We start from the raw sequence: 14,138 nt of genomic DNA on the forward strand, positions 1-14,138 counted from the left end.
AACGATGACGACGCTGGCTTTGAACAAGATCAAGAAGAGCTTTGGCAATCTCGACATCATCCGCGGCGTCGATCTGGCGATCGGCTCGGGAGAGTTCGTGGTTTTCGTCGGCCCATCGGGGTGCGGCAAGTCGACCCTTCTGCGCATGATCGCAGGGCTCGAGCCGATCAGCGGCGGCGAACTGTCGATCGGCGGCGAGCGCATGAACGAGAAGGAGGCGAGCCAGCGCGGCATCGCCATGGTCTTCCAGTCCTATGCGCTCTACCCGCACATGAGCGTCTACAAGAACATGTCCTTCGGCCTCGAAACGGCCAAGATGCCGAAGCCCGAAATCGACAGGCGCGTGCGCAAGGCGGCCGACATCCTACAGATTACCCATCTGCTCGATCGTAAGCCGAAGCAGCTCTCCGGTGGCCAGCGGCAGCGCGTGGCGATCGGCCGGGCGATCGTGCGTGATCCGAAGATCTTCCTGTTCGACGAGCCGCTCTCCAACCTGGATGCGGAGCTTCGCGTCCAGACGCGCGTCGAGATTGCCAAGCTGCACAAGGACATCGGGGCGACGATGATCTACGTCACCCATGACCAGGTAGAGGCAATGACGCTTGCAGACCGTATCGTCGTCTTGCGCGCCGGGGTCATCGAACAGCACGGCACGCCGCTCGAGATCTATAACCGACCCGCCAACCGCTTCGTCGCCGGCTTCATAGGCTCGCCCAAGATGAATTTCCTCGATGCCGTCGCAGGTGACATCCGCGACGGTGGTATTTCGATCGATATTGCCGGCAGACATGCGCGGCTCCCGATCGAGGAGCACATCGCCGCTGGAACAAAGGTCAGCCTCGGCCTGCGGCCCGAACATATCGGTATCGATGCGACCGGCGGGCTCGAGCTCGGCGCGTTGACCGTCGTCCATGTCGAGCATCTCGGCGGTCAGACCATCGTTTACGGCCGGCTTGCCGACGGGCAGTCGCTGACGGTTGCGCTCGATGGCCAGCGCCCGATCACTGCCGGCTCGACGCTGGACGTCAGGATTGCTGCGGAAAACTGCCACCTGTTCGACGAGGCCGGCGACCGCATCGGCCATTGATCGCAAAGAGAGATCTCAAGAAACAAATCATGGAGGAGGAGAACATGATCAACAGACGCCACTTCTTGCGTAACGCCGCGCTTTTCGGGGCGGGCGCCACGCTGACGACAATGCCCGCGTTCCGCGCCTTTGCGGAGGAATCCATGCGCCTTTATTGGTGGGGCACGCCCAGCCGAGCCGAGCGCACGCTTGGCGTTGCCAAGCTCTTCGAGGCGTCGCATTCCGGTGCCAAGATCGTCGGCGAAGTGGGCGGGAGCGACTACTGGGCCAAACTGACGACGATGATCGCCGGTGGAAATGCCCCGGACATTTTCCAGCTCGAGCCCAGCCGCTTTGCCGATTATAGCCGCCGGTCCACCAACCTGCCGCTCAACGACTATCTCGGCAAGGTGATCCGTACGGACAAGCTGGTGCCAGGTGTGCTCGACCTCGGAACGGTCGACGGCAAGGTGACCGGCATGCCGCTGTCGCTGAACGCCTTTGCCATGATCTACGACGCTGATGCCGTCACGAAAGCAGGGCTTGCGCCGCCTTCGGCCAAGACCACCTGGGACGACTTTGCCAAGTTCTCAATCGACCTTACCAAGGCGATCGGCAAGAAGAACGTCTGGGCGGTTGGAAACGCGTCGCGCTACACATACGCCTTCGAGGCGTTTCTGCATCAGCGCGGTAAGAAGCTCTACACCGAAGCCGGAAAACTCGGCTATGGGGCCAGCGATGCGGCCGATTGGTTCGGCTATTGGGAGAGCCTCACCAAGAACGGCGGCTGCGTGTCGGCGGAGATACAAGCGCTCGACAAGGTGCTGGTCGACAGCAACCCGCTGGCAACCGGCAACGCGGCCATCGCGATTGCCTTCTCAAACCAGCTGCCGGCCTTCCAGAAGATCTCCAAGAGCACGCTCGATATCACCTCGCTGCCGGTCAGCAGCGCCGATGGTCCCTCTGGTCTTTTCTATCGCCCCGGCTTGCACTGGTCGATCGCAAGCACCGCGAAGAACCCGGAGTTGGCAGCGCAGTTCATCGACTTCTTCGTCAACGACCTTGAGGCCGGCAAGATCCTTCAGGTCGAACGCGGCGTGCCCGTGAACACCGACGTTCAGACTGCCGTACTTCCCTCGATCGACCCCACGGCGAAAAAGACGGTCGATTACGTCAACGGCATCGCCGGCCGCGTCGGAGCCTACCCGCCGGCGGTGCCGCTCGGCGCCGGTGAGCTTGACGAGCGTGTTTTCCGGCCGCTCGCCGACAAGGTCGCCTTTGGCCAACTGACGCCGGCCGAAGCAGGCAGCGAACTCGTTTCGTCGGCCGACCGCATTCTCAAGGCCTGAGCATCCGCTCGATTTTGCCGGGCTGCGCGGGAAATCATCCTTCCCGCGCAGCAATGTTTGAACGGAAGCTTTTCGCATGACCGACACGATCTTCCCCGAAACACTCTTCAAGCCCTGGGCCGGCAATCCACTGAAAAGCCGCGCCGATGTCGAGGCCGCGCTCAAGGCGCTGGTGGAGCCGGTTGAACAATATCGGTCTGCCGGTGGCGCACGCATCCGGCTGGATACGCATGCGGCACATTTCGACCAGGCGTCCGCCGACATGGAGGGCTATTCCCGTCTGCTCTGGGGCCTGGCACCGGCCGAAGTCGGCGGCGCGACGTGGATCGACTGGGCGCCGATCGCGCGCGGGCTCGCCAATGGCTGTGATCCGGCACACCCGGAATACTGGGGCGACCCGTTCGACCGCAGCCAGCGCCTTGTGGAATTGGCCGCGATCGGTTTTGCACTGAGGCTCGTACCGGAGAGGCTCTGGGTGCCGCTCTCTGCGGCCGAACAGCGAAACGTCGCTGCCTATCTGCTCAAAGGCCATGCCTGCGAATACAGCGACAACAATTGGAAGTTCTTCCGGCTGCTCGTCACCATGGGTTTGAGACACGTCGGGGTCGACTGTGATCGAGACCTCGACGATCAGTACCGGCGGGAACTCGACGCGTTCTACCTCGGCGATGGCTGGTATCACGATGGGGATACGCGTCGCGCCGACCATTACATTCCCTTCGCCTTCCATTTCTACGGCTTGATCCTGGCCGTGCTTGATGGCGGCGACTGGACGAAAAGGTATCGCGAACGGGCCCGACTGATCGCCGCAGACATGGCGAGATGGTTTGCCGATGACGGGCCGGCGCTCTGCTTCGGCCGCTCGATGACCTATCGGTTTGCCATTGCCGGCTTTTTCGGCGCCATGGCGCTCGCAGGCGACGAGGAGATCCCCTTTGGCCAGCAGAAGGGCTATTTCCTGCGTCATCTGCGCTGGTGGGCGAAGCACCCCTTCGCCGCGCGCGATGGCGTGATGCCCGTCGGCTACGCCTATCCCAACCTCATCATGTCGGAACCATACAATTCCGCGCAATCGCCCTATTGGGCGCTGAAGGCCTTCCTTCCGCTGATGCTGCCGGCGGACCATCCTTTCTGGGCGAGCGACGAGGACGCCTGCCCGAAGCGATCCGCCGTCTCCACGCAGCCGCATATCGGTTTCCTGATCGCCAATCCGCCAGGGGATGCGATTGCGCTCTCCTCTGGCCAGCACACGAGCGCCGAGAACACTTTCATCCGCTTCGCGCCTGAGAAATACGCGAAGTTCGCCTATTCGGCGCGCTACGGCTTCAGCATCGAGAACGATCTCTGGCGGTTCGACAATTCCGTGCACGAATCCATGATCGGCTTCAGCGATGACGGCGTGCATTTCCGCGTGCGCGAAACCAACGAAGAGGCGTTGGTCGCCGACAACCTTCTCTATGCGCGTTGGCGGCCCTTCGCCGAAGTCTCGGTCGAGACCTGGCTTTACTGGGACGGAGATTTTCAGGTTCGGCTGCACCGCATCGACACGCCGCGGCCGCTCGCCACCGTCGAAGGCGGCTTTGCAGTCGGGCGAGACGCCGGCGAAGTTTGCAAACAGGATACTGGTCGCGCCGTCGTCGCTACGACCTCGGATCTGTCGGCCATCCTCGACCTCGGTTCGACGGTCCCTCGTGAAGGGCGCTGCCATATCGCTGCCCCGAACACCAACCTGGTTTCCGCAAAAACCTTGGTTCCGCAATTGCGCGGGACTGTTCCAGCCGGCGTCAGCACGCTCGCGGTGGCCGTGTTGGCCCAGGCCGATGCGGCAGAAGGCGCAAGGAAACTGTCCCGCTTGCCTCGATCACCCGACGTCGAGGCGCTGCGACGGCGCCTGTCCGAGACGGGGACCAGGGTCACGCTGATGCGCGGCCGACCGCTCTGACATCCCTCGATCCTCCCACAACGACCGAAAGACTTGATATGACGATCCCCGATTTTACATCCCGCCACGCCATTGATCCGCTTGCCGCCGCAGCGATGGGAACCGACGAGCTGCGCCACAATTTCCACATTGGCGATCTGTTTGCGAGCGATCGCGTCAACCTCACCTACACCCATTACGACCGCATGGTGATTGGTGGGGCGATGCCGGTCGAGGCGGAGCTGACGCTCGAGGCCATCAGGCCGATGGGAACGAAGACGTTTCTCGAGCGCCGTGAGTTGATTGCCGTCAACATCGGCGGGCCGGGGCGAGCCGTCGTTTCCGGCAACAGCCACGCGCTCGGTCCCCGTGACATGATCTATGTCGGCATGGGGTCGGACGTGGTGTTCTCGTCGGACGACCGGTCGAAGCCGGCAAAGTTCTATCTGTTGTCGGCCCCGGCGCACCGTACTTATCCGACGGCGCTGCTGACGATCGCGGGCGCGAAGCGGCTCGATCTCGGCAGCCTGGAAACATCGAACGAACGATCGATCTTTCAGTTCACCAACGGGATCGAGACCTGCCAGTTGGTCGTCGGCATGACGGAACTGAAGAAGGGCTCGGTGTGGAACACCATGCCCGCACATATCCATGACCGGCGCATGGAAGTGTATCTCTACTTCGATCTTGCCGAGCCGGCGCGCGTTTTCCATTTTCTCGGCGAGCCTTCCGAGACCCGTCACATCGTGATGGCGAACGAAGAGGCCGTGCTGTCGCCGGTGTGGTCTATCCATTCCGGTTGCGGCACCTCCAGCTATGCCTTCATCTGGGCGATGGCGGGCGACAATGTCGACTACACCGACGCCGACCCGGTGCCGATGGAGACGCTGCGATGAGTGATCTCTCGGCCTTCAGCCTCGAAGGCAAGCGCGTGCTGGTCACGGGCGCCAACACCGGGATCGGCCAAGGCATCGCGGTGTCGATCGGCCGGGCCGGCGGTGAAGTGATCGCGGTCGGGCGCTCGTCGATGGCCGAGACGGTCGAAAAGGTCGAGGCGGCGGGCGGCCGGGTCCTGCCGGTTGCCTGCGATCTCGCCGATGGAGATGCGGTCAAAACGTTGATTGACCGCGTCTGGGGGCAATGCGGCGCTCTGGATGGACTGGTCAACAATGCCGGCATCATTCGTCGGTCGGCCTCCACCGAACTCTCGGAGGCCGACTGGGATGACGTGATCGACCTCAATCTCAAGGCGGCGTTTCTTCTTTGCCAGGCCTATGGCCGAAAACTCCTGGACGAGAAGCGGGCCGGGCGGATCGTCAACATCGCCTCGCTGTTGTCCTTTCAGGGCGGCATTCGTGTCGCGTCCTATACTGCCTCAAAACATGGGGTGCTCGGCATTACCCGCATCCTTGCCAACGAATGGGCAAGCCAGGGCATCAACGTCAACGCGATCGCACCTGGCTACATCGTCTCCAACAACACCGAGGCGTTGCGCGCGGATGCGGACCGCTCGGCGGCAATCCTGGACCGTATTCCTGCCGGCCGCTGGGGCACGCCTGAGGATATCGGCGAGGCTGCGGTGTTTCTGTTGGCGCCGGCATCGCGCTACATGCATGGCGCGGTCGTGCCGGTCGATGGTGGCTGGTTGGCGCGATGAATTGCGTCGCTGCCGTCCGGGTGATGATCAGGCCGGTGTAGCGGTGAGCCTGCGGGCAATGTCGAAAAAGGCGCTGACCAGTTTTCCGTTGCTGCGCTCGCGCAAGCAGATGAGTGCCTCGTCCATCAGCATCTCGGGCGCGTCGATCTCGATGGGAATGAGGCGGCTGTCCTGGCCGAACTCTGCCGACGATACGAAGCCGACGCCGCCGCCGGCGGCGACGATCTCGCGCACCGCCTCGCGACCTTCGGCTTCGATGAGCGGCGTCAGTTGCACGCCGCATTGTTGCGACATCGTTTCGAGCTTTTGCCGCGTCTTGGAGCCTTGCTCGCGCATGACCAGGGGGTGTTTCACGAGTTCGGCGAAAGTCACCTTTTTCTTGCCTTGCAGCGGGTAGTCGCGGCTCGCAAAGGCGATGATCGGCGTGGAATTGAGTTTCAGAATGTCGAAGTCGCTCGACTGCGGGATCTCGCCGAGAACGCCAATGTCCGCTTCATAGGCGTGCAGGCTGGTGATGACGGTTTCGGTGTTGCCGGAATCGATCGAGACCTGGACGGTCGGATAGGTGCGCCGGAAGGCGGCAAGGATATGCAGCAGGTGGTGTGCGGCATCGGCAACGATCCGCAGTTTTCCCGCTCTCAGCGCCCGTGATTCCGACAAGAGATCGAGCGCCTGCTGCTCGACGTCGAACATGCGGCGGGTAACTTCCAGGAGCTGTTGGCCGGCCTGGGTCAGCGTCACCTGCTTCTTGTTCCGGTTGAAGAGGAGGACGTCGTACTCCTCCTCGAGCTTGCGCACCTGGTCCGAGACCGCCGGCTGGGTGAGGAACAGCGCTTCGGCGGCGCGCGAGAAGCCGCCGTGGATCGCCACGTTGTGAAAGGCGCGGAGCTGGACATAACGCATGCGTACGGCGCCTCTTTGAATAGATTTGATCGATGGTTTGATTAAAACGAACGATTTGATTTATGTAAAGCGGGCGCGGATAGTTTTCGGATTCCACCTCTATCCGGAGCGCGCCTCATGAACCTCCCGGCCGTCGTCCTCGAGCTTGCCGCCGCCACTGTCCTCTTGCTCTACGCCGTCAGCCTCGTGAAAAAGGGCGTCGAGGCAGCGGCAGGCGACATCGTCGCGCGCACCGTCGGCGGCGCCGGTGGACGACCGCGTGCGGCCATGTGCGGCTGCGCCGTTGCCATTGCGCTGCAGAGTTCGACCGCGGTCGCCATGCTTGCCGCCGGTTTTGCCGTCAGCGGTGCGCTGGCGCTTGATACGGGCCTGGCCGTGCTGCTTGGCGCCGATCTCGGCTCGGCGCTCGTCGTCAAGATCCTGTCCTTCGATCTGCATTGGCTGGCGCCGCTTCTGATCGCCGTTGGCGGTCTCGCGCATCTGAAGGCATCGACCCGCAAGACGGTGGAGACCGGGCGCGCCCTGCTCGGCATCGGTCTGCTGCTGCTCTCGTTGCAGATGATCGGCCATGCGACGCAGCCGCTCTCGCAGAGCCCGATGCTGCCGTCCGTCGTCGCCTTCATCGGCAAGGATGCCTTGACCGTGATGATCCTTGCCGCCTTCTTCACTTGGGCGTTGCACTCCAGCGTGGCCGCGATCCTCTTGATCCTGACCTTTGCCGTGAAGGGCATCTTGCCCCTGGAGGTCGGCATTCCCCTGGTGCTCGGCGTCAACGTCGGCGGCGGGCTCATCGCGCTGTGGCTGACCCGAGGCCTGCCGGTCGAAGGCCGACGCCTGCCGCTTGGCAATCTCCTCTTCCGCGCCCTGTTCGGCGCAGCGATATTCGGCCTTTTTTCGCTGCATTCTCCGTTCGACTGGCTGCCCGGGGAGACTGTGGCGGGCAAGCTCGTCAATCTGCATGTGCTCTTCAACGCTGCCCTGGTGCTCGTCGGGGTGATCTTCTGCGGCCCGATGGCGCGCCTCGTTCGGTTGCTGATGCCGCAGGCCGCCGGTGCCAATGACCGAGCGGCTCATGTGAGCGCCCTTGACCCGGCGCTGATCGACAAGCCGGCGCAGGCGCTCGCGGCCGCGGCACGCGAGGTGCTCCACATGGGCAATCTCATCGCCCGGATGCTGGAGCCCGTCATGACCGTCATTCACGCGCCGACACCGCAGGCGGTGAAGGTACTCAGAAGCATCGACGGCGACATCCACCTGGCCCATAGCGCAATCAAGCTCTACATCGCCGCCGTCAACCGCGGCATCCTCACCGAAGACCAATCGCGACGCGGCATCGAACTCACCGAAGCGGCGATCCATCTCGAATATGCCGGAGACGTCGTTGCAAAGAGCCTTCTGCAAATGGCCGAGGAGCGGCTTGCGGGCGCAGGCACCTTCTCGCAGGAGGGATGGCAGGAGCTCACTTTGCTGCACGCGGCGGTGTCGTCCAACGTCAGGCTGGCGGCCAATCTTCTCGTCTCCCCGGACCCGGTGATCGCGCGCGAAATGGTGCGGCAGAAGGAACATGTGCGTCGGTTGGTCGAAGAGAGCAGCAAATGCCATCTGGAACGGCTTCGGCAAGGCATAGCGACCAGCATCCTTTCGAGCGACATGCACCTGGAGATCGTTCGAGCGCTGAAGGAGGTCAATTCGCTGGTGACGACCATGGCCTATCCGCGCCTGCGCGAGAGTGGCGACCTTCTGGAAAGCCGGCTGGTGCCGGCCGCCTAGATGTATAACTTCTATCGATAGATTGATACAAAAGAACGATTTTACAGATAGATGTTTCCGCCCCATTGTCGTTCTCGAACACGCCAACCGCGAGGACGGACAATGCCAAACACCGCTTCTGAAAGAACCATCGCGCTCCTGGAAACGCCAAGGCTGGGCGAGCCTTATCTCTTGACGCCCGGCCCCCTAACCACGGCCTATCAGGTCAAGGAAGCCATGCTGCGGGACTGGGGTTCCTGGGATGGCGATTTCCGGGCAATGACCGCAAAGCTTCGTCAGGAACTGCTCGAGATTGCCGGCGATGCCAAAGGCGAGTTCGATTGCGTGCCGATGCAGGGTAGCGGTTCGTTTTCGGTCGAGGCGATGCTCGGCAGCTTCGTCCCGAAGGACGGCAAGGCGCTGGTGCTGATGAACGGCGCCTATGGCAAGCGCATCGCCCAGACGCTTTCCTATCTCGGTCGTGACCATGTGACGATCGACAAGGGCGACTACATGCCGCCGCGCGGTCCGGAGGTTGCAGCGGCACTCGATGCAGACCCCGCTATCACCCATGTCGTGGTCGTCCATTGCGAAACGAGTTCCGGCATCCTCAATCCGCTGAAGGAGATTTCCGACACGGTCTATTCCCGTGGCCGCAAGTTGCTGGTCGATTCCATGAGTGCCTTCGGCGCAGTGCCGGCCGGTATTGGCGATTTCCGCTACGAGGCGATCGTTTCTTCCGCCAACAAGTGCATCGAGGGTGTGCCCGGCTTCGGCTTCGTCATCGCCCGCAAGAGCGAGCTGGAGGCCGCAAAGGGGCGCAGCCATTCGCTGAGCCTCGATGTGCACGCGCAGTGGGACTACATGAACAAGACGGGCCAGTGGCGCTTCACGCCGCCGACCCACGTGGTCGCGGCCTTCCTGGAAGCCTTGCGCCTGCATCGGGAAGAGGGCGGTGTCGCCGGTCGTGGAGCCCGCTATGCCCGCAACCGCGACGTCATGGTCGCCGGCATGCGCGAGGCAGGCTTCGAGACGCTGCTTGCCGACCAGTGGCTGTCGCCGATCATAGTCACCTTCTTCAGCCCGGCGCATCCCGCCTTCGCCTTCGACCGCTTCTATGACCTGATGAAGGACAAAGGCTTCATCATCTATCCGGGCAAGCTGACCGTAGTCGACAGTTTCCGCGTCGGCTGCATCGGCCGCATGGACGAGCATGTCATGCGCCGCGTGGTCGATGCCGCCCGCAACTCACTCTCCGAAATGGGCGTCGACAGCGCCGCTCCCCCGGCCGTCGCCCTTGAAGAACGCCGCCGTCTCGCCGCCTGAACTGAGGAAATTACGATGAACAAGATGTCCAAGATCACCGTTACCGCCAACCGCCGCACCTACCCCTGGCCGAATGTCCCGGCCATTGCCATCTGCCTCGACGGCTGCGAGCCGGCCTATCTCGACGAAGCCATCAAGGCCGGGCTGATGCCGACGCTCGAGCGCATCCGCAAGACCGGCACGGAGCGCACCGCGCTCAGCGTCATCCCGAGCTTCACCAATCCGAACAACCTTTCCATCGCCACCGGCCGTCCGCCGGCGATCCACGGCATCTGCGGCAACTATCTCTACGAACCGCAGACCGGAAACGAAGTGATGATGAACGATCCGCGCTTCCTGCGCGCGCCGACGATCTTCAAGGCGTTCTACGATGCCGGTGCGAAGGTCGCCGTGGTGACGGCGAAGGACAAGCTCAGGGCGCTGCTCGGCCACGGGCTCAAGTACGACGAGGGCAGGGCGATCTGCTTCTCGTCGGAAAAGGCGGACAAGACGACCAAGGCGGAAAACGGCCTCGAAAATGCCTCGGCCTGGCTTGGTCGTCCGGTGCCGGAAGTCTATTCGGCCGATCTCTCCGAATTCGTCTTTGCCGCCGGCGTCAAGCTGCTCAAGGAATTCCGACCTGACGTGATGTACCTGACGACGACCGACTATGTGCAGCACAAATATGCGCCGGGTGTTCCGCAGGCGAATGCCTTCTATGAGATGTTCGACAAGTACCTGACCGAACTCGATGCACTTGGCGCGGCCATCATCGTCACGGCCGACCACGGCATGAAGCCGAAGCACAAGGCGGACGGTTCGCCTGATGTCATCTACGTGCAGGACCTGCTCGACCAATGGCTCGGCAAGGACGCCGCCCGCGTCATCCTGCCGATCACGGACCCCTATGTCGTGCATCACGGCGCGCTCGGCTCGTTTGCTACGGCCTATCTGCCCGAAGGTGCGGACAAGGAGGAAATCATTGAGCGGTTGCAGGCGATCGAAGGCATCGACGTCGTGCTCTCCCGCCCGGAAGCTTGCGTACGCTTCGAGTTGCCGGACGACCGGATCGGCGATCTCGTGCTGATCTCGTCGGAAAACAAGACCCTCGGCACCAGCGAACATCGCCATGATCTCGCGGCACTGAACGAACCGCTGCGCTCGCATGGCGGCCTGACCGAACAGGCGGTGCCGTTCATCGCCAACCGCAAGCTGCCCGAATTGCTGACATCCGCGTCGCTGCGCAATTTCGATGCGTTCTACTACGCGCTCGTCGCAGCAGCCCAGACAGCACACTAGGGAGGGAGCGATGACCAAGGTGGAAACGGCATTTTCAATTCGCCACGAGCCCATGCGCATCGCCGGCAAGGCGGTCGATACCGAGGGACGCGTCGAGGTGCGCTATCCCTTCAACGATGCGGTGATCGGCACCGTGCCGGCCGGCAACGCCGAGCATGCCCGCAAGGCCTTCGAGATCGCCGCCGCCTACCAGCCGAAGCTGACACGCTACGAGCGCCAGCGTATCCTGCTGAAAGCGGCGGATCTGCTGGTCGCGCGCAAGGAAGAGATCTCCGACCTGATCACGCTGGAGCTCGGCATCTCCAAGCAGGATTCGCTCTATGAGGTCGGCCGCGCTTTCGACGTGCTGACTTTGTCGGGCCAGATGTGCATCCATGACGACGGCGAAATCTTCTCCTGCGACCTCACCCCGCACGGCAAGGCGCGCAAGATCTTCACCACACGCGAACCGCTCAACGCCATTTCGGCGATCACGCCCTTCAACCATCCGCTCAACATGGTGGCGCACAAGGTGGCGCCGGCCGTCGCGACCAACAATTGTGTGGTGCTGAAGCCGACCGAGCTGACCCCGATGACGGCGCTCATCTTCGCCGACATTCTCTACGAAGCCGGTCTGCCGCCGGAAATGCTCTCGGTCGTGACCGGCTGGCCCGCCGATATCGGCATGGAGATGATCACCAATCCGAACTTCGACCTCATCACCTTTACCGGCAGCGTTCCTGTCGGCAAGCTGATCGCCGCCCACGCCCACTACAAGCGGCAGATCCTGGAGCTCGGCGGCAATGATCCGCTGATCATCCTCAACGATCTTTCGGACGCCGATCTCGCCAGGGCGGCGGATCTGGCCGTTGCCGGCGCGACGAAGAATTCGGGCCAGCGCTGCACGGCGGTAAAGCGCATCCTTTGCCAGGAAAGCGTTGCAGATCGTTTCGTGCCGCTGGTGCTGGAGCGGGCGAAAAAGCTGAAGTTCGGCGATCCGATGGATCGCGCGACGGACCTTGGCACGGTCGTCCATGCCAAGGCCGCGGAAGTTTTCGAAAAGCGGGTGCACCGGGCAGCGGAAGAGGGGGCGGAGATCCTCTACGATCCCGGCCGCAAGGGCGCCCTCCTGCCGCCGATCGTCGTCGACAGGGTCAAGCATTCGAGCGAACTGGTGATGGAGGAAACCTTCGCGCCGATCATACCGATCGTGCGCGCGCCGGATGACGACGACGCGCTGATCGCGCTCTCGAACTCCACCGCCTTCGGCCTCTCGTCCGGCGTCTGCACCAACGACTTCCGGCGCATGCAGAAGTACATCGCGGGCCTCAAGGTCGGCACGGTCAACATCTGGGAAGTGCCGGGCTACCGCATCGAGATGAGCCCCTTCGGCGGCATCAAGGATTCGGGCAACGGCTACAAGGAAGGCGTCATCGAGGCGATGAAGAGCTTTACCAACGTCAAGACCTTTTCCTTGCCATGGTGATCTGACGCGCTTCCCCCGCAGGTTCACCCCTCTGGGAGCTGCCGTGGCGGCTCCCTTTTTTATTGAACGCCGGACGGTCGCGGCAGCTCGTTTCCCGCGCAATCGTCGATCTGCCTCTTCGTTTTGCAGGTCGAGCGACATTGTCCTGGGTGTTGCTGATGGCTTCATCGTTTGCCTGCCGGTTTGCCTCGTTTTGCGGCAGAGCATCCATAGTTTTTATCTTCTGAACGATAAGAATAATAAATTTTACTTACCAGAAACCGCTGCGCAGAATGGTTCCCGAAGCCGATCACAACAGGGCAGCAGCAAGATTGCCCGCCGTGCTTCCCCGGTATTTCCAGGACTTCAGAGGAGAACTTCAACATGAACAGACGCATGCTCATCATGCTTGCCAGTGCTGCTTCCGCCGTGCTTCCCGCCGTCGCTTTTGCTGAAACCCAGCTGACTGTCTACACCGCCGTCGAGGCCGTCGACCTTGACCGCTACAAGGCGACCTTCGAGAAGGCGCATCCGGATATCAAGATCAACTGGGTGCGCGATTCCACCGGCGTCATGACGGCAAAGCTGCTCGCCGAAAAGGACAATCCGCAGGCCGACGTGGTCTGGGGGCTTGCCGCCACCTCGCTCTTGCTCCTGAAAACCGAAGGCATGCTCGAGCCCTACAAGCCGGCCGGCGTCGAGGCGCTCGACCCGAAATTCGTCGACCAGGACACGCCGCCGAGCTGGGTCGGCATGGACGCCTATGTTGCAGCCCTTTGCTACAACACGGCGGAAGGCGAAAAGCTTGGCCTAAAGCCGCCGACCAGCTGGAAGGACCTGACGAACCCCGAATACAAGGGCCATGTGGTGATGCCGAACCCGGCATCCTCGGGTACCGGCTTCCTCGACGTCTCGGGCTGGATGCAGATGTGGGGTGACGAGAAGGCCTGGGACTTCATGGACAAGCTCCACCAGAACATCTCCGCCTACACCCATTCCGGTTCCAAGCCGTGCAAGATGGCAGGTGCCGGCGAGGCGGTGATCGGCGTGTCCTTCGAGTTCCCGGGCGCCAAGGCCAAGAGTGCGGGTGCACCGATCGACATCATCTTCCCCGCAGAAGGCTCGGGCTGGGAGGCGGAGGCAACCGCGATCATCGCCGGCACGGCAAATCTCGAAGCCGCCAAGACGCTCGTGGACTGGTCGGTCACCAAGGAAGCCAACGAGATGTACAATGCCGGCTATGCCGTCGTTGCCTATCCGGGCGTCGCCAAGCAGGTCGAGCACCTGCCGGACGACATTGCATCCAGGATGATCGTCAACGATTTCGAGTGGGCCGCCAACAACCGCGCGGCAATCCTCAAGGAATGGCAGAAGCGTTACGACGCCAAGTCTGAGCCGAAGAGCTGAGCCTGATCGGCCGGGCGCAGCGCGATTGCGCTGCGCCC

11 protein-coding genes are annotated in these 14,138 nt (G+C 62.5%); 10 read left to right on the forward strand and 1 reads right to left on the reverse strand.

Going from position 1 to position 14,138, the window contains the following annotated elements; all coding sequences use genetic code 11:
• Nucleotides 1-4: 4 nt before the first annotated feature.
• The 5 genes from L981_RS12435 to kduD all read left to right on the forward strand — a co-directional run bounded on the left by L981_RS12435 (nucleotide 5) and on the right by kduD (nucleotide 5,993).
• Nucleotides 5-1,087 carry an ABC transporter ATP-binding protein gene (locus L981_RS12435; RefSeq protein ID WP_043616054.1) on the forward strand — a complete coding sequence of 361 codons (1,083 nt, stop codon included), beginning with the start codon at nucleotides 5-7 and terminating at the stop codon, nucleotides 1,085-1,087.
• 44 nt (nucleotides 1,088-1,131) lie between these two features.
• Entirely contained in the window at nucleotides 1,132-2,415 is a 1,284-nt protein-coding gene (locus L981_RS12440) for an ABC transporter substrate-binding protein (RefSeq protein WP_043616057.1), read from the forward strand.
• Between the two features lie 76 nt (nucleotides 2,416-2,491).
• Nucleotides 2,492-4,357: a DUF2264 domain-containing protein gene (locus L981_RS12445; protein WP_052201763.1), complete on the forward strand. Its 1,866-nt coding sequence runs from the start codon at nucleotides 2,492-2,494 to the stop codon at nucleotides 4,355-4,357.
• Between the two features lie 38 nt (nucleotides 4,358-4,395).
• The gene (gene kduI, locus L981_RS12450) at nucleotides 4,396-5,232 is read left to right on the forward strand and encodes a 5-dehydro-4-deoxy-D-glucuronate isomerase (protein ID WP_043616060.1); all 837 of its coding nucleotides are present in this window, start codon (nucleotides 4,396-4,398) and stop codon (nucleotides 5,230-5,232) included.
• The gene (gene kduD / locus L981_RS12455) at nucleotides 5,229-5,993 is read left to right on the forward strand and encodes a 2-dehydro-3-deoxy-D-gluconate 5-dehydrogenase KduD (RefSeq protein ID WP_043616063.1); all 765 of its coding nucleotides are present in this window, start codon (nucleotides 5,229-5,231) and stop codon (nucleotides 5,991-5,993) included. The genes kduI and kduD overlap by 4 nt, the downstream gene beginning before the upstream one ends.
• Before the next feature lie 27 nt (nucleotides 5,994-6,020).
• Here the strand turns inward: kduD and L981_RS12460 are convergent, their stop codons facing one another.
• A complete protein-coding gene (locus tag L981_RS12460; protein WP_043616065.1) occupies nucleotides 6,021-6,896 on the reverse strand; it encodes a LysR substrate-binding domain-containing protein in 876 nt (291 codons plus the stop codon).
• 117 nt (nucleotides 6,897-7,013) lie between these two features.
• Between L981_RS12460 and L981_RS12465 the strand changes: the two genes are divergently transcribed.
• The 5 genes from L981_RS12465 to L981_RS12485 all read left to right on the forward strand — a co-directional run bounded on the left by L981_RS12465 (nucleotide 7,014) and on the right by L981_RS12485 (nucleotide 14,100).
• The gene (locus L981_RS12465) at nucleotides 7,014-8,666 is read left to right on the forward strand and encodes a Na/Pi cotransporter family protein (RefSeq protein ID WP_043616067.1); all 1,653 of its coding nucleotides are present in this window, start codon (nucleotides 7,014-7,016) and stop codon (nucleotides 8,664-8,666) included.
• 102 nt (nucleotides 8,667-8,768) lie between these two features.
• Nucleotides 8,769-9,971 carry a 2-aminoethylphosphonate--pyruvate transaminase gene (locus L981_RS12470; RefSeq protein WP_052201764.1) on the forward strand — a complete coding sequence of 401 codons (1,203 nt, stop codon included), beginning with the start codon at nucleotides 8,769-8,771 and terminating at the stop codon, nucleotides 9,969-9,971.
• Between the two features lie 15 nt (nucleotides 9,972-9,986).
• Nucleotides 9,987-11,249: a phosphonoacetate hydrolase gene (phnA, locus tag L981_RS12475; protein ID WP_043616068.1), complete on the forward strand. Its 1,263-nt coding sequence runs from the start codon at nucleotides 9,987-9,989 to the stop codon at nucleotides 11,247-11,249.
• A gap of 10 nt (nucleotides 11,250-11,259) precedes the next feature.
• Nucleotides 11,260-12,714 (forward strand): phosphonoacetaldehyde dehydrogenase, encoded by a 1,455-nt coding sequence (gene phnY, locus L981_RS12480; protein WP_043616070.1) that lies wholly within the window; start codon nucleotides 11,260-11,262, stop codon nucleotides 12,712-12,714.
• Nucleotides 12,715-13,077: 363 nt separating this feature from the next.
• Nucleotides 13,078-14,100: a putative 2-aminoethylphosphonate ABC transporter substrate-binding protein gene (locus L981_RS12485; protein ID WP_043616072.1), complete on the forward strand. Its 1,023-nt coding sequence runs from the start codon at nucleotides 13,078-13,080 to the stop codon at nucleotides 14,098-14,100.
• Nucleotides 14,101-14,138 lie beyond the last annotated feature (38 nt).

The sequence above is a fragment of the Ensifer sp. ZNC0028 genome (assembly GCF_000799055.1).
Lineage (GTDB): Bacteria > Pseudomonadota > Alphaproteobacteria > Rhizobiales > Rhizobiaceae > Ensifer.